The organism is Bradyrhizobium sp. Crot121 (genome assembly GCF_059512385.1).
In genome coordinates this window covers 123,524-136,888 of sequence record NZ_JCAMOR010000017.1, presented here as the reverse complement: position 1 = coordinate 136,888, position 13,365 = coordinate 123,524, and the positions used below count along the sequence as shown (strand labels likewise).

Here is a 13,365-nt window from a genome sequence, read left to right as displayed (position 1 = left end):
AGCTCCTCCTTGCCGATCAGTTGACCTGTTACCCATGTCGCCGGTCTATTCTGTTACCTATGTAGCCGGTTAGGACCACACGCCGACCTCTCCCTAGGGGAGAGGTGAAGGGACGCAGCGCCATCGCGGACACGATTCGACCTCATCGCACCATGCTCCAGCGAGCGCTCAGGCGGCCTTCTTGGTGGCTTTTTTCTTCGCGACTTTCTTCTTTGCTACCTTCTTGGGAGCTGTTTTCTTCTTCGCCACATAGGCTGCGACTTTCTTCGACGAATGGCCTACGGCAGCGACCGCGGCCTTCAACTTGGCCGGTGTGACTTTGAACTTCTTGGACCAGTAGCGCACTTCATAGGGCTCGCTTACCGCAATCCGCGCACGGTCCGCGGCGAGGTGCTTCTGCTCCTTGAAGTAGGCTTCCACCTTCTTGGCGGAATGTCCGACTTTCTTGACGGCGGATTTCAGCTCGGCCGGCGTGACCTTGAACTTTTTTGACCAGTAGGCGACCTCATAAGCTTCGCCCAACGCGATCCGCGCGCGATCACCAGCGCCGCGCTTCTTCTTGCTATCCGCCATCAATATTCTCCTGTCCGATCGGGAATCGGATGTTCCAAGGTCGGAACAGGTTAACATCGTCGCGCGTTTGCAAACAATTGCGATCACGGGGCAACAGAGCGCGCCGGCCACAGGAGTGTGGTGTTGTCATGAGCTTGTCACTGGGGAGGCATCGTCCATGCGCTATCAGCTCTACTACTGGCCCGACATCCAGGGCCGCGGCGAATATGTGCGACTCGCGCTGGAGGATGCGGGTGCTGATTATGACGATGTGGCGCGTGGCGCAGGCGGCACAAGCGCGATGATGGCGATGATGGAAGCGGGCAAGGGCACACCGCCCTTCGCGCCGCCGTTCCTCAAAGCCGGCAAGCTCGTGATCGGGCAGACTGCGAATATCCTGTTCTTTCTCGGCGCGCGCCATGGCCTGGCGCCGAAGGCCGAAGCGGCACGGCTTTGGGTGCATCAAATGCAGCTCACGATTGCCGATCTCGTGCTGGAAGTTCACGACACCCATCACCCGCTCGGGCCGAGCCTCTATTACGAGGACCAGAAGGCGCCGGCGAAGAAGCGCACCGCGGAATTCTGGAAGGAGCGGGTGCCGAAATATCTTGGCTACTTCGAAGATATCGTGGAGGCAAATGGCGGTGCTTACGTCAGCGGCCGCCGCCTGACCTATGTCGATCTGTCGCTGTTTCAGATCGTGGAGGGCCTCCGTTATGCCTTCCCGAAGCACATGCAGGCGTTCGAGGAGAACATTCCCCGCCTGGTCGAATTGCGCGATCGCGTCGCCGAGCGGCCGAACATCAAGACCTATCTGGCAAGCGAGCGGCGGATTCCGTTCAACGAGCAGGGCATCTTCCGCCGGTACAAGGAACTGGATCTTTGAAGCGTCGCTCTATCCGCTCGTCATGGCCGGGCTTGACCCGGCCATCCACGGTTTCGGTTGCCAAGAACGTGGATGCCCGGGACAAGCCCGGGCATGACGGTGCATGAAACGACATCAACTGTTCTTGCCGTCGAACGGCGTCATCGCGAGCTTCGACAACTCGATGCCGTCGATGCAGCTCACGTTCAGCGCCACCACATCAGTGCCGTCGGGCTTCTTGCCGTAGGCAAACACCTCGGCGCCGCAGTCGATGCAGAATTGATGGCGGATGGCGTGCCGGTTGAAGAGATATTCCTTCAAGTTCTCCTCGCCGGCGCGGAGCTGAAAACTCCTCGGCGGCAGGAAGGCGAAATGCAGGCCCTTCTTGGTGCAGATCGAGCAGTTGCAATTGGTCACCATGGCAAGATCGGAGGTGCATTCGAAACGCACCTGTCCGCAATGGCACCCGCCGGTATAGGTTTTGCTGTCAGGCATCGTTCTTCCTCACCGCATCCCGGGGAAAGCATGATAACGCAACGGCTCGGTCCGGTCAGCAGGTCGCGGGCCGCGGCAGCGCTATTCGTCCTTGCCGCGGGTGATCGCGATCGATGCCTCGGTCTTGGTGCGCGTGCAGTCCATGTTGAGGCGGCGGAAGCGCATGCTGACCTTGTCGCCGCGCAATAGGCCCATGCGCTTCAGGCAGCGCGTGGCGCCGGTCGTGGTGTCGTCCTTCGGCACGGTGAAGATGATCGCCGCCGCCGAGCTGACCAGTTGATAGAATTCCGGCTTCGGCTTCCGGTCGCCCTTGGCATAGAGCTCGATGGAGTAGCTCCTGCCGCGGCAGCCGAGCGACAATTCCCTGGTCGCGGGATGGGTCAGATAGACGACGTTGGCGGCCTTGAAGTTGACCTTGAGGCCGTCGATCTGGCTGGCGAGCTGCTTGGCGATGTCATCGCATTGGTCGGCGTGTGCCGGCAATGCGGCGAGGGCGGAGAAAAGCCCCAGCACGGCGGCGAGCGCTGCGCCTCGAAGACGCAATACGAGTGTTCTGGTCACGGATGCCCCCCTGCCGGCATGGAAAACCACACGGGTTCAATGCAGGGTCGAGCGGGTTGCGTCAATATGCGGGGGCCAGCCCTGCGCGAGACCGCAGGTGCCCCGGATCGCTGGCTAGCGTTCCCACGCCTTTCCTTTACGGCAAAAATGCTTAGAACGGCTCTAGATGCCGGGCCGACGTTCCCGGCCCCAACCCGAGATCATGCCCATGAACGCTCCCACCGCTTTCCCCGACCAGTCCAAGCCTGTTCCGCCCTATAAGCACACGCCGTTGTTCCCGCTGGGGCAGGACACGACGCCGTACAAGAAGGTCACGGCGGAAGGCGTGCGGGTCGAGAAGGTGCTGGGACGAGACATGCTGGTGGTGTCGCGCGAGGCGCTGCGGGCGCTGTCGGAGGCCGCCTTCGGTGAGATCAACCATTACCTGCGGCCGGGGCACCTCAAGCAGCTTCGCAATATCCTCGACGACAAGGAAGCCAGCGACAACGACAAGTTCGTGGCGTTCGATTTCCTCAAGAACGCCAATATCGCCGCCGGCGGCGTGCTGCCGATGTGCCAGGACACCGGCACCGCGATCATCATGGGCAAGAAGGGTTGCAACGTCATCACCGAGGGCGATGACGAGGCGGCGCTGTCGGAAGGCGCGCGCGACGCCTACCTGCGCCGCAACCTGCGCTATTCGCAGGTGGCGCCGCTGTCGATGTATGAGGAGAAGAACACCGCCAACAACATGCCGGCGCAGTGCGAGATCTACGCCGAGGGCGATGATGCCTATAAGTTCATGTTCATGGCCAAGGGCGGCGGCAGCGCCAACAAGAGCTTCCTGTTCCAGGCGACGCCGTCTGTCTTGACCAAGGATCGGCTGCTGGCGTTCCTGAAGGAGAAGATCCTCACGCTCGGCACCGCGGCGTGCCCGCCTTATCACCTCGCGATCGTGATCGGCGGCACCTCGGCCGAACTTTGCATGAAGACGGTGAAGCTCGCGTCCGCCCGCTATCTCGACGCGCTGCCGACGCATGGCTCGCCCGACGGCAATGCGTTCCGCGATCTGGAGATGGAGCAGGAAATCCACAAGATGACGCAGTCTCTCGGCGTCGGCGCGCAGTTCGGCGGCAAGTATTTCTGCCACGACGTGCGCGTGATCCGGCTGCCGCGCCACGGCGCTTCATTGCCGATCGGGCTTGGCGTCTCCTGCTCGGCGGACCGCCAGGTGCTCGGCAAGATCACCAAGGACGGCGTCTATCTGGAGGAGCTCGAGCATAACCCCGCGCAGTATCTGCCGCAGGTCGAGCAGTCGCTTGGCGGCGACGTCGTCAAGATCGATCTCAATCAGCCGATGAAGGATATCCTGGCTACGCTCTCAAAGCATCCGATCAAGACGCGCGTATCGATGACCGGCACCATGATCGTCGCACGTGACTCCGCGCACGCCAAATTGCGCGAGCGGCTGGAGAAGGGCGAGCCATTGCCGGATTACTTCAAGAACCATCCGGTCTATTACGCCGGTCCGGCCAAGACGCCTGATGGCTACGCGTCCGGCGCGTTCGGTCCGACCACGGCCGGGCGCATGGACTCCTTCGTCGACCAGTTCCAGGCCGCCGGCGGCTCGATGGTGATGGTGGCGAAAGGCAACCGCGCGCCGGCGGTGCGCGAAGCCTGCAAGAAGCACGGAGGCTTCTATCTCGGCTCGATCGGTGGCGCCGCGGCGAACCTCGCCGAGCACTGCATCAAGAAGGTCGAGGTGGTCGAATATCCCGAGCTCGGCATGGAAGCGATCTGGCGCATCGAGGTCGTGGATTTTCCAACCTTCATCATCATCGATGACAAGGGCAACGACTTCTTCAAGGAGTTGAACCTGGGTTGAGGAGGCGTAGCCTCACGATGTGTCATGGCCGGGCTTGACCCGGCCATCCATCGTTCAAAGGAGATGGATACGCGGGTCAAGCCCGCGTATGACGACTGAGTTTGCAGCAAATGCCGCGCCCATAATGGCGCCGCTTTACGCCCTTGTCCCCGTGAACGGGAAGCTGCCCATCGGGCCGATGCCCATTTCGCCGGCGATGCTGTCGCCCGTCACCTTTCCGGTGAATTCGAGCGTGAGCGGCATCGGGTTGGTGATGGAAACCTTCCAGGCGACATCGTCGCCGTTGGCGGTGCCGTCGAAGATCTCGGCCGAGCTGCCTTCTGCGCCCTGCGTGCCCGTGAGCGTGCCGCCCGAGTTCTTCAGCGACAGGGTCGCCTGACGATCGCCCATCGGCGTGCTCATGGTGAGATTCCAGTTTCCGTCCACCGCCATGCCTGTCTCCCCGAGGTTCAATGGTGAAGCTTGGTCGGCGGGTATAGCCTATCTGCGCGCGCAAGCCCAACGCTGTATTTCCGCCCTGCGATGATTAAGCGCGGGCCGCCGCGCGCAGCCGGCTCGTCACGATGATGCGGAAGAGGACGTATTGGATCGCGAAGGCGGCGATCTTCAAGCCGGCGGCGACCAGTGTCACATAGGTCGCCCATAGCTTGATGTCGCCGGTCGCGGCCACCGCGATGGTGCCGGCGCCGATCGCAAACATCAGCACCGCCCAGGCATAGCCGGCGAGGGTGACATATTCCGGAATGGTCTGCACCACGATCGGCGGCATGTAGCGCAGCATCCAGCCGCGCTTGAGCATGATCGCGCCGATCGCGAAATGCGCAATCGCCGGCTTTGCCAGCACGAAGCGCAGATCGTGGGTGAGCAGGGTGGCGCTGCCGAGCACGATCACCAGCGCCAGGCTCGCCCAGGTCATGAAGCCGAGCATCTCGCCCTTGATGCGGGAATGCACCAGCTGCGCGATCGCGCCGGCAATCGCGATCCCCGTCGCGAGCAGAACGTTGTTGGTGGCGAAATAGACCGCCAGGAACACGATGGTCGAGAAGAAATCGGAGGCGAGCCTTGCGAAGACGTCCTTCATCGTGGTGTCCTTCCAGCGATACTCAGTTCGCAGTGGGCAACGCATTGACCGGATGGGCACCGTATTTCGTCATCCGGTAATGCGGGTACCACCTGGTGAAGAAGACGGCACTGTTACGCGCGGCGAACGCAATCAGAAGCCCGCTCCACAGCGGCAGGCTCGGCATGTAGACGATGGCGATGTTGCCGACCATCATCAGCAGCGCCGCGATGGTCCAGGCCCAGGTGATGACGTAGTTGACGCGCAGGAAGCCGGGTTGCTGCACTGTGTTGGCGTCGACCACTTCGCGCGCATATTGCAACGTGAAGGGACGGCGGGCCAGGATCGAGCCGAGCGAAACCACGAAGATGCCAGTGTCGACGGCGAACCTCACCGACGCGGTGCCGAGGTGCTGATCGACGAAGGCGACATAGAGGCCGATTGCAGCGAAGGTGGTCACCGAGCCGACGCCGAGGATCTTGATCGAGAGGCCACGCATCACGTCGAATGCGATGACCGCGAGGCAGATCGCCGCGGCGGCAAACAGGCTGGCCGTCGCCAACGTCACCAGCAGCAGGGCTGCGAAGGCACCATAGGGGGCGAGGATGAGGAAAATCGTCATGGCCGCCTCTCTGTGCTAATCTTGACAATGTAAAGATAAGCTAAAAGTATTGCGAGAAATCGTCAAGCAAAATCTTTACAGTGTCAAAATGAAGGCGTTGCTGGTAAATCGCAATGATTTCAGATCTTTATGAGGGTATCATTCCGGGGCGCGCATAGCACGAACCCGGAATCTCGAGCTCGCGACCTCCAGATTCCGGGTTCATCGCGTTGCGACGCCCGGGCTGACGGGGAGCGGGCGCGGGGTCATCAATTGGCGCCGACCCAATTGCCGTGGAAACCGTCGGGTACGCGGTGGCCGAGATGGACCAGTGCGATCGGGCCGGCCTGGACGTCGCGCGCGTTGAACACGGCGAGGTCGCTGCGATTTTCCCGGGCGCGCCAGACCACTGCGAGCAGCCAGCCGTCGCCCTCGGGCGCATCGCTCCCGCGCTCGACGAACACCGGCTCCGAGATGGTGTCGCCGGCGGGCAGCAGATAGTGGCCGCGGCGCTTGCCCGTGCCATCGACATGCACGATGCCGGAGAGCGCGCCGAACATCGGCAGTGCAGGATTGGCGCAGGCGTACCAGCCATGGGCGAAAGCATAGCCGGCATGGCGATCGTCGATGCGCGGGAATTCGCCGGTGAGGTCGTCGAGATAGGTTTGCGTGAAACGGTCGGTATTGCCGGCGAGATCGAAGGTCCAGCGGCAATAGCGCGCGCGGTTCTTCTTCGGGTCCGTCGGCGAGCCGTCCGGATGGTTGAACAGTGGCGCTTCCTCGAACTGCATGACGTCGGCGATGATGTGGCTGCCTTCCTCCCAGGCGTTCACGACGTGGAAGACGTAGCAGCTCTCGGCGCGGAACCAGGTGATGTCCTGCGCGGAGGCGCTCCGCTTCATCACGCCGACATAGGCGCCTTTCTCGGGCTCCCAGGCATATGGCGCTTTCCCCCTCATCGCCCGCTCCATGCTGCCGGTGACCGGCAGGATCGGAAACAGCAGATGGTTCTCCGTGACGATGAAGTCGTGCACCATGCTGGCATAGGGCGATTCAAAACGCTCGAAGCGTGTGACCACACCGGACGAATTGACCGAGCCGAAGGAAAGGGCAGGGGTCAGAGGGCCCGCGGCGTTGTAGCCGAAGAATACGAGCTCACCGGTCTTCGGGTCGATCTTGGGATGCGCGGTGAAGGGGCCCTGGATGGCGCCGCTATAGTCGCAATAGCCAAGCCGCTTCAGCGTGCCGGGCTCGATCTCGGTCGGCAGATGGCCTTCCTCGAGCGCGAGCAGGCGGCCGGCATGGAAGATGATGTTGGTGTTGGCGACGCCGCCGTCAGTGGTGGTCGTGGGCGGCGCATCCGGGAGCTGGCGGCCGAAGCCGCCGAACAATGCGCGGCCGGCATCATGCTCGGCCTGCCATTTCGGCGTCCGCACCCAGCGATTGCGATAGCTGGCCCGGCCGTTCTCGAGGTGGAAGGCGTGCAGCATGCCGTCGCCGACGAACCAATGCGCGCCGGGGGACTCGAATTGCGGATTGGGCCCGTTCCGATAGAGCGTGCCGTTAAGCTCACGTGGCAGCTCGCCCGATATTTTCAGGAACGGCGCATCCGCTTCAAAAGGGATCGGCGCCAAGTTGGTCCGCGGTGTCTCAGCGATCGCCTGATCAACCATCGTCACTCCCTCCATTTTTGATCTTTACGTTGTAAAGATATGGATACAAGCGGTGGTGCCCACCGTCAAGCAAAATCTTTACAGTGTCAAAATTGTCACCTATAAGGATTCGAATGACGAGATTGTCGAGAGAAAACAAGGCGAAGGCGTCACCGCCGAGAACGCGGAAGACCGCGAAACAAGCGGCCGCGAGGCCGGCGCGCCGGCAGCGCAGGTCGGGCGAGGCGCCCTACCATCATGGCGCGCTGCACGAGGCGCTGTTGACAGCGGCCGAGCGCGTGCTCGAGCGCGACGGGCTGGCGGGGCTGACGTTACGGGCGGTGGCGCGCGAGGCCGGCGTTTCGCACGCCGCGCCGACGCATCATTTCGGCGACCTGACCGGCCTGCTCAGCGAGCTCGCCGCTATCGGCTTCCGCCAGTTCAACGATGCGATGCGCACCGCCGTCGCAGGCGGCGCCACCATTGCGGAGAAGGGGCTGGCGCGCGCAAAGGCCTATATCGCCTATGCGCAGGCGCATCCGGGCATGTACGGCCTGATGTTCCGCACCGAGCGGCTCGACATGTCGAGACCCTCGCTGCACGAGGCCGCAAGCGCCGCCTTCGGCGGCCTTGCCGGTGCGGTCGGCGAAAGCCGCCACGAGCATATCGAGGAGCAGAAGCTGTCGCTCGACCAGGCTGCTGCGATCGTGCGTGCCTGGTCGCTGGCGCACGGCTTCACCACGCTGCTGCTTGACGGCCGCCTGTCCGACGTTCTGAAGCGGCTGCCTGAGGGCACATCGGCCGAGACACTGCTGGATGCGATGCTGCGCAGTTCGGCCTTCCGACCGCCGGCCAACTAAAAGTGGTCGAGATTGGTTGGTTTACCGACCGCGCGGCAGTCTTTTGGCGCCGTCGACGTGTAGCTGCTGTTGAATGTTTGGGCGTTTGAATGGTTAAGACTGCCGGCCAGCAGGATGGCGAATACGCATGCATTATGACAAGCTTCATCATGCAAGCCTTCACAGCGGAACCGCGATGAGATGGTGATCTCATCTCCTTGTTTGAGCGTGATCTTTTCGGAGAGCCGCTTCCCACTTGACCGGATCATGCTTTGTTCAGACGCGTTCATTGTGGGCAAGCTTCAACGGCAAGCGCGAAACACCTGACAGCGGCGCTGAATTGTCCTAGAAGAGCGGCTCCGCACAGCCGTCGCTCGTGCGAAGCGTCCGTTCAATCAACATTACCATGCCCTCGATATCGCCCAATAAACCCTATCGCGTCGGCCGTTCCCGCACCGGACTCGGCCTTTTCGCCACCAAGCCGATCAAGAAGGGTAGCAGGATCATCCGCTATTTCGGGCCGCTCCTGGATTCCAAGAAGAAGGAAGAGGACGAGATCGAGAACAAATATCTGTTCGAGCTCACCAACCGCTGGACCATCGACGGCTCGATCCGCGAGAACGTCGCCCGCTATATCAACCATTCCTGCAAGCCGAACTCGGAATCCGACGTCAAGCCGCGCAAGCGCAAGATCTATATCCGCGCCGTCAAGAACATCGAGCCGGGCGAGGAGATCAACTACGACTACGGCACCGATTATTTCAAAGCCTATTTGAAGCCGATCGGCTGCAAGTGCGATTCCTGCGAGAAGAAGCGCAAGAAGAAGCGCGCCGAGGCGCGGGCGGAACGGCTTAGGCTGAAGGAGAAGGCCGAGCGCAAGGCGAAACGCAAGGCCGAGAAGGTCGCCAAGGAAAAGGCCAAAGCCCAAGACAAGGCCAAAGAGAAGGCGAAAAAGAAGAACGGCAAGGCCAACGGCAAGTATCTGAACGGCTCTGGCCGCCCCAAGCCTGCCGGCAAGAAGGTGGTCGCCGGAAAACGCAAGAGCTCGGCGACGTCCCTTCACGCCTGAACTGACTTGACCACTTTTGGCCGCGCCGGATAGGCGCATTCGGCGAGCGTCGTCGCATCCAGCTCGCGCAAGAAGGCTTCGCGCGCGGCCGCCAGTCGTCCCTTCAGGCGGCAGCGCGGCGTCAGCACGCAGGCGCCGCCATCCTCACGAAAACATTCGACCAGCGCCTGGTCGTTCTCCAGCGCGCGCACGACCTCGCCGAGCGTGATCGCCTGCGGCGGCCGTGCCAGCGCAAAACCGCCGCCAGCCCCGCGCTGGGTGGTGATGAAGCCGCTGTCCGCAAGGTTCCGCACGATCTTGGCGAGGTGATTGCGCGAAATGCCGAATTCGGCCGCGATCTCGGTGGTCGCAAACGAGCGCGTCGGCTCGCCCGCGAGCCGCATCAGGGCGCGCAGGGCGAAATCGGTGAACAGAGTGAGGCGCATGGGAGCCCCGCAAAAATCCGGTTTTGCGAACCTGCCATACTATCCTAAATGGGTATTTAAAATACCTATTTGAGGAGAGCTGGCATGACAGGGGCAGAGCGGCGCGAGCAGATCACGGCCGACATCGTCGCCAGGACCGGCATCACCGAGGCCATGATCGAGCGCCTCGTGCACGGCTTCTATGACAAGGTTCGTGCCGATGCGGTGCTCGGGCCGGTGTTCGAAGCACGCATCCGGGATTGGGGGCCGCATCTGTCGCAAATGTGCGCATTCTGGTCGTCGGTCGCGCTGATGACCGGCCGCTATCACGGCACGCCGATGGCAAAACACCTGCCGCTGCCGGTCGACGGCGATCATTTCGACCGCTGGCTCGAATTGTTCGAACAGACCGCCCGCGAACTCTGTCCGCCGGAGGCGGCCGCGCATTTCATCGAGCGCGCGCAGCGGATCGCTGCCAGCCTCGAACTCGGCATCGCTGGCGCGCAGGGCGTGATGCTCGGCAAGGGCGAGCGGTTTCGGCGCGGCGAAGACGCTAGCGCCTGAGCTCTAACGCCAGAGAGAGCGGACGCTGTGAACCCTTAGGGCGGCCGTTCTTTTTGGAGCCGGTTGGTGAAAGCTTGCAGCCTGGTTGATGATTCAGCGAAATAACCGGCGGAGCTGACGCATGAGGCGCAATGGACAGAGCCGCTTCGCCGCCCTGGTCTCGGCGGCCTGCACCTGCGCGACGACGTAGACGCCGGTCGAGTAGACCAGCGGTTCCGGTAGCTGCAGCGAACGCGCGATCAGCGATGTCGCCAGATTGAGCAGCCATGCAATGATGTCGGCGGCGGACGGGAAGGGGCTCGGGTCGGGTCTCATGGTCATCTCCTCGTGCCCTTCGAAGATGATCCGGTCCGCGCGCCTTTTCGATTACCTCGCACGTAGGAGCTTTCGATTACCTCGGACGTAATGGAATGGCCGAAGGCCGCGTGGTAGTTTTCGTTCCATGAACGCACATGCATCCACGGCGCGGGCCGAACCAACCAGGCCGATCCATGTCGGCGAGCACTTGCGCGAATGGCGGCAGCGCCGTCATCTCAGCCAGCTCGATCTCGCCATCGAGGCGGATATTTCGGCGCGCCATTTGAGTTTCGTGGAAACCGGCCGCGCCGCGCCGTCGCGCGAGATGGTGCTGAAGCTGGCCGAACGGCTGGAGGTGCCCTTGCGTGAACGCAACGTGCTCTTGGTCGCGGCCGGTTTCGCGCCGGCCTTCCCGCAGCGCTCGCTCGACGATCCCGCGCTGAAATCCGCGCGGCAGGCGATCGATCTGGTGTTGAAGGCGCATGAGCCGAACCCCGCGCTGGCCTATGACCGCCACTGGAATCTGGTCACCGCCAACCGCATGGTGGCGCCGCTGCTCGAGGGCATTCCGCAGCGGCTGCTCGGCCAGCCCTTCAACATCCTCCGGCTTGCCTTTCATCCCGAAGGGCTGGCGGCACGCACGGTCAATCTCGCCGAATGGACCGGACACCTCCTGGAGCGATTGCACCGGCAATGCGAGGCGACGGCCGATCCGGAATTGCTGAGGCTTTATCAGGACCTGAAGAGCTATCCGATCCCGGCACGCTCAGGGCCGCTGCCGCCGGACAATGTCGCGATCCCGCTCAAGCTGCGCCACGATGGCGGGGTGTTGAGCTTCTTCTCCACCACCATGGTATTCGGCACGCCGGTCGATATCACGCTGTCGGAACTGGCATTGGAAACCTTCTTTCCCGCCGACGATCTGACCGCCGAGCGGCTGAAGCAGATGGCTGACGCCATGAAATAGCGGGTTGTCGGGGTTCCCTTCGCGGCTTATCTCTGCGTCTTTCCAGCGGAGGAACGCCCGATGAGCACCCTGAAGCCGCTTCGCCTCGACATCGTTTCCGACGTCGTCTGCCCCTGGTGCTATATCGGCAAGCGGCGGATCGAGAATGCACTCAAGCTGGTGCCGGATGTGCCGGTTGAAGTGCGCTGGCGCCCGTTCTTCCTCAACGCCTGGGTGCCGCGCGAGGGCATCAGCCGCGACGAATATCTCACCGCGAAGTTCGGCTCGGTCGAGGCCTACAAGGGCATCGCCGGGCGTATCGTCACCGCCGCGGGCGAGGAGGGGCTGACCTATCACCCGGATCTCGTCAAGCGCCAGCCCAACACCATCGATTGCCATCGGCTGATCCATTGGGCGGAGGCCAAGGGCAAGGCCGCCGAGATGAAGCAGCGGCTGATGGAGCTTTACTTCCGCGACGGGGGCGACCTCACCGACATCGACGTGCTGGTGCAGGCAGCGGCGGATGTCGGGCTCGATGCCGATGACGTGCGCAGGCGCCTCGCAACCGACGAAGATGTCGCGCTGATCTCGTCGCAGGCACAGGAGGCGTCCGACAAGGGCATCTCCGGCGTGCCGACCTTCGTGTTCGCACAGAAATACGCGGTTTCCGGCGCGCAGCCGGCGGAGCAACTCGCCCGCGCCATCCGCCAGGTATCGGCCGAGATCAACGCCGAGGCGGCGGAGTAGCGCCCGTAGCCCGGGTGGAGCGTAGCGCAACCCGGGACACCTGCATCAGCGTCTTCGAGAGTCCCGGGTTACGCTGCGCTTCACCCGGGCTACGAACCAAAAAACATCAAAAGAAAATTGGGAGAACGTCATGCTCTATGAGCTCCGGACCTACACGGTGAAGCCCGGGACCCTCGGCGAGGTGGTGAAAGCAGCGAGCACCGTGTCGCGCGACATCCGCAAGGATGACTACGGCAAGCTCGAAGGCTATTGGACGACCGAGATCGGTCCACTCAATCAGGTCATGCACCTGTGGAGCTATAAGGATTTTGACGAGCGGAGCAGGCTGCGCGGCCGACTCGCCAAAAATCCGCGCTGGACCGGCGAGTATGTTCCGCTGATCCGCCCGCTGCTGCAGCGTCAGGATATCCGCCTGCTCAACGCGGTGAAGCCACCGGTTGCTCCGGCATCGACGGGCAACATCTATGAATTCCGCAACTATCGCGCCAGGCCGGGCGGCGCGATCAAACTATGGCTCGAAGCGCTCATGGAGGCGCTGCCGGCGCGCGAGAAATACTCCAAGATCGTCGGCCTCTGGCAGACCGAGGCAGGCCAGCCGAACGAAGTCTGCCACATCTGGGCTTACCCCAGCCTCAACGCCCGCGTTGAAGCCCGCGCAAACGCCTTGAAAGATCCGGCATGGCAGGAATTCCTCGCCAAAGGCGGCCCGCTGCTCGACGAGATGCACTCGACCATCATGCTGCCCGCGCCACACTCGCCGTTGCAATGAGTTGCGGGACGAATGCCGTGACCCGTAGCCCGGGTGGAGCGCAGCGCAACCCGGGACGGCTGCTTCACCAGGGCGAGCGG

Annotated in this window: 18 protein-coding genes; 8 read left to right on the top strand and 10 right to left on the bottom strand. The window is 62.7% G+C overall.

Going from position 1 to position 13,365, the window contains the following annotated elements:
- Positions 1–168: 168 nt before the first annotated feature.
- On the bottom strand, positions 169–573 hold the full coding sequence (locus AC5ZGW_RS17590) for a DUF3606 domain-containing protein (protein WP_028163539.1): 405 nt from the start codon (positions 571–573) through the stop codon (positions 169–171).
- Positions 574–730: 157 nt separating this feature from the next.
- Here AC5ZGW_RS17590 and AC5ZGW_RS17585 point away from each other — a divergent pair, with 157 nt between their 5' ends.
- Positions 731–1,438 carry a glutathione S-transferase gene (locus AC5ZGW_RS17585; protein WP_130231073.1) on the top strand — a complete coding sequence of 236 codons (708 nt, stop codon included), beginning with the start codon at positions 731–733 and terminating at the stop codon, positions 1,436–1,438.
- Positions 1,439–1,552: 114 nt separating this feature from the next.
- On the opposite strand, the gene AC5ZGW_RS17580 is transcribed toward AC5ZGW_RS17585, so the two are convergent.
- Positions 1,553–1,912, bottom strand: a complete 360-nt coding sequence (locus AC5ZGW_RS17580; protein ID WP_028163537.1) for a GFA family protein — start codon at positions 1,910–1,912, stop codon at positions 1,553–1,555.
- Positions 1,913–1,993: 81 nt separating this feature from the next.
- Positions 1,994–2,473 carry a hypothetical protein gene (locus AC5ZGW_RS17575; RefSeq protein WP_165435625.1) on the bottom strand — a complete coding sequence of 160 codons (480 nt, stop codon included), beginning with the start codon at positions 2,471–2,473 and terminating at the stop codon, positions 1,994–1,996.
- A 208-nt stretch (positions 2,474–2,681) separates the two neighbouring features.
- Here AC5ZGW_RS17575 and AC5ZGW_RS17570 point away from each other — a divergent pair, with 208 nt between their 5' ends.
- Complete coding sequence (locus AC5ZGW_RS17570; protein ID WP_130231072.1) at positions 2,682–4,337, top strand: fumarate hydratase; 1,656 nt, start codon at positions 2,682–2,684, stop codon at positions 4,335–4,337.
- Positions 4,338–4,472: 135 nt separating this feature from the next.
- Here the strand turns inward: AC5ZGW_RS17570 and AC5ZGW_RS17565 are convergent, their stop codons facing one another.
- The 4 genes from AC5ZGW_RS17565 to AC5ZGW_RS17550 all read right to left on the bottom strand — a co-directional run bounded on the left by AC5ZGW_RS17565 (position 4,473) and on the right by AC5ZGW_RS17550 (position 7,671).
- Positions 4,473–4,769, bottom strand: coding sequence for a hypothetical protein (locus tag AC5ZGW_RS17565; protein ID WP_028163534.1), 297 nt, complete (start codon positions 4,767–4,769; stop codon positions 4,473–4,475).
- A gap of 94 nt (positions 4,770–4,863) precedes the next feature.
- Positions 4,864–5,418 carry an inner membrane-spanning protein YciB gene (locus AC5ZGW_RS17560; RefSeq protein WP_130231070.1) on the bottom strand — a complete coding sequence of 185 codons (555 nt, stop codon included), beginning with the start codon at positions 5,416–5,418 and terminating at the stop codon, positions 4,864–4,866.
- 22 nt (positions 5,419–5,440) lie between these two features.
- A complete protein-coding gene (locus tag AC5ZGW_RS17555) occupies positions 5,441–6,019 on the bottom strand; it encodes a hypothetical protein (protein ID WP_130231068.1) in 579 nt (192 codons plus the stop codon).
- A 248-nt stretch (positions 6,020–6,267) separates the two neighbouring features.
- On the bottom strand, positions 6,268–7,671 hold the full coding sequence (locus tag AC5ZGW_RS17550) for a carotenoid oxygenase family protein (RefSeq protein ID WP_130231066.1): 1,404 nt from the start codon (positions 7,669–7,671) through the stop codon (positions 6,268–6,270).
- Positions 7,672–7,784: 113 nt separating this feature from the next.
- On the opposite strand from AC5ZGW_RS17550, the gene AC5ZGW_RS17545 reads away from it, so the two are divergent.
- The gene (locus AC5ZGW_RS17545) at positions 7,785–8,510 is read left to right on the top strand and encodes a TetR/AcrR family transcriptional regulator (RefSeq protein ID WP_496113941.1); all 726 of its coding nucleotides are present in this window, start codon (positions 7,785–7,787) and stop codon (positions 8,508–8,510) included.
- Here AC5ZGW_RS17545 and AC5ZGW_RS17540 read toward each other — a convergent pair.
- On the bottom strand, positions 8,507–8,779 hold the full coding sequence (locus tag AC5ZGW_RS17540; RefSeq protein ID WP_130228463.1) for a hypothetical protein: 273 nt from the start codon (positions 8,777–8,779) through the stop codon (positions 8,507–8,509). The genes AC5ZGW_RS17545 and AC5ZGW_RS17540 overlap by 4 nt on opposite strands.
- Before the next feature lie 116 nt (positions 8,780–8,895).
- Here AC5ZGW_RS17540 and AC5ZGW_RS17535 point away from each other — a divergent pair, with 116 nt between their 5' ends.
- Positions 8,896–9,558, top strand: a complete 663-nt coding sequence (locus tag AC5ZGW_RS17535) for an SET domain-containing protein (RefSeq protein ID WP_130228464.1) — start codon at positions 8,896–8,898, stop codon at positions 9,556–9,558.
- Here AC5ZGW_RS17535 and AC5ZGW_RS17530 read toward each other — a convergent pair.
- Positions 9,549–9,983, bottom strand: a complete 435-nt coding sequence (locus AC5ZGW_RS17530) for an RrF2 family transcriptional regulator (RefSeq protein ID WP_130228465.1) — start codon at positions 9,981–9,983, stop codon at positions 9,549–9,551. The genes AC5ZGW_RS17535 and AC5ZGW_RS17530 overlap by 10 nt on opposite strands.
- Before the next feature lie 84 nt (positions 9,984–10,067).
- Here AC5ZGW_RS17530 and AC5ZGW_RS17525 point away from each other — a divergent pair, with 84 nt between their 5' ends.
- The gene (locus AC5ZGW_RS17525) at positions 10,068–10,526 is read left to right on the top strand and encodes a group III truncated hemoglobin (RefSeq protein WP_130228466.1); all 459 of its coding nucleotides are present in this window, start codon (positions 10,068–10,070) and stop codon (positions 10,524–10,526) included.
- Between the two features lie 93 nt (positions 10,527–10,619).
- Here AC5ZGW_RS17525 and AC5ZGW_RS17520 read toward each other — a convergent pair whose 3' ends face one another.
- Positions 10,620–10,841, bottom strand: coding sequence for a hypothetical protein (locus AC5ZGW_RS17520; protein ID WP_409334853.1), 222 nt, complete (start codon positions 10,839–10,841; stop codon positions 10,620–10,622).
- A gap of 127 nt (positions 10,842–10,968) precedes the next feature.
- Here AC5ZGW_RS17520 and AC5ZGW_RS17515 point away from each other — a divergent pair, with 127 nt between their 5' ends.
- From AC5ZGW_RS17515 to AC5ZGW_RS17505, 3 genes are all read left to right on the top strand, one after another.
- Entirely contained in the window at positions 10,969–11,790 is an 822-nt protein-coding gene (locus AC5ZGW_RS17515; protein ID WP_130228467.1) for a helix-turn-helix domain-containing protein, read from the top strand.
- Positions 11,791–11,850: 60 nt separating this feature from the next.
- A complete protein-coding gene (locus AC5ZGW_RS17510; protein WP_130228468.1) occupies positions 11,851–12,516 on the top strand; it encodes a DsbA family oxidoreductase in 666 nt (221 codons plus the stop codon).
- Between the two features lie 130 nt (positions 12,517–12,646).
- Entirely contained in the window at positions 12,647–13,285 is a 639-nt protein-coding gene (locus tag AC5ZGW_RS17505) for an NIPSNAP family protein (RefSeq protein WP_130228469.1), read from the top strand.
- Positions 13,286–13,365 lie beyond the last annotated feature (80 nt).

Coding starts and splice junctions, on each gene's coding strand:
- AC5ZGW_RS17565 (WP_028163534.1), bottom strand. CDS start 4,769: ATGGCGGTGGACGGAAACTGGAATCTCACCATGAGCACGCCGATGGGC.
- AC5ZGW_RS17560 (WP_130231070.1), bottom strand. CDS start 5,418: ATGAAGGACGTCTTCGCAAGGCTCGCCTCCGATTTCTTCTCGACCATC.
- AC5ZGW_RS17525 (WP_130228466.1), top strand. CDS start 10,068: ATGACAGGGGCAGAGCGGCGCGAGCAGATCACGGCCGACATCGTCGCC.
- AC5ZGW_RS17505 (WP_130228469.1), top strand. CDS start 12,647: ATGCTCTATGAGCTCCGGACCTACACGGTGAAGCCCGGGACCCTCGGC.
- AC5ZGW_RS17545 (WP_496113941.1), top strand. CDS start 7,785: ATGACGAGATTGTCGAGAGAAAACAAGGCGAAGGCGTCACCGCCGAGA.
- AC5ZGW_RS17550 (WP_130231066.1), bottom strand. CDS start 7,671: ATGGTTGATCAGGCGATCGCTGAGACACCGCGGACCAACTTGGCGCCG.
- AC5ZGW_RS17580 (WP_028163537.1), bottom strand. CDS start 1,912: ATGCCTGACAGCAAAACCTATACCGGCGGGTGCCATTGCGGACAGGTG.
- AC5ZGW_RS17555 (WP_130231068.1), bottom strand. CDS start 6,019: ATGACGATTTTCCTCATCCTCGCCCCCTATGGTGCCTTCGCAGCCCTG.
- AC5ZGW_RS17585 (WP_130231073.1), top strand. CDS start 731: ATGCGCTATCAGCTCTACTACTGGCCCGACATCCAGGGCCGCGGCGAA.
- AC5ZGW_RS17520 (WP_409334853.1), bottom strand. CDS start 10,841: ATGAGACCCGACCCGAGCCCCTTCCCGTCCGCCGCCGACATCATTGCA.
- AC5ZGW_RS17510 (WP_130228468.1), top strand. CDS start 11,851: ATGAGCACCCTGAAGCCGCTTCGCCTCGACATCGTTTCCGACGTCGTC.
- AC5ZGW_RS17515 (WP_130228467.1), top strand. CDS start 10,969: ATGAACGCACATGCATCCACGGCGCGGGCCGAACCAACCAGGCCGATC.
- AC5ZGW_RS17530 (WP_130228465.1), bottom strand. CDS start 9,983: ATGCGCCTCACTCTGTTCACCGATTTCGCCCTGCGCGCCCTGATGCGG.
- AC5ZGW_RS17570 (WP_130231072.1), top strand. CDS start 2,682: ATGAACGCTCCCACCGCTTTCCCCGACCAGTCCAAGCCTGTTCCGCCC.
- AC5ZGW_RS17540 (WP_130228463.1), bottom strand. CDS start 8,779: ATGAACGCGTCTGAACAAAGCATGATCCGGTCAAGTGGGAAGCGGCTC.
- AC5ZGW_RS17535 (WP_130228464.1), top strand. CDS start 8,896: ATGCCCTCGATATCGCCCAATAAACCCTATCGCGTCGGCCGTTCCCGC.
- AC5ZGW_RS17590 (WP_028163539.1), bottom strand. CDS start 573: ATGGCGGATAGCAAGAAGAAGCGCGGCGCTGGTGATCGCGCGCGGATC.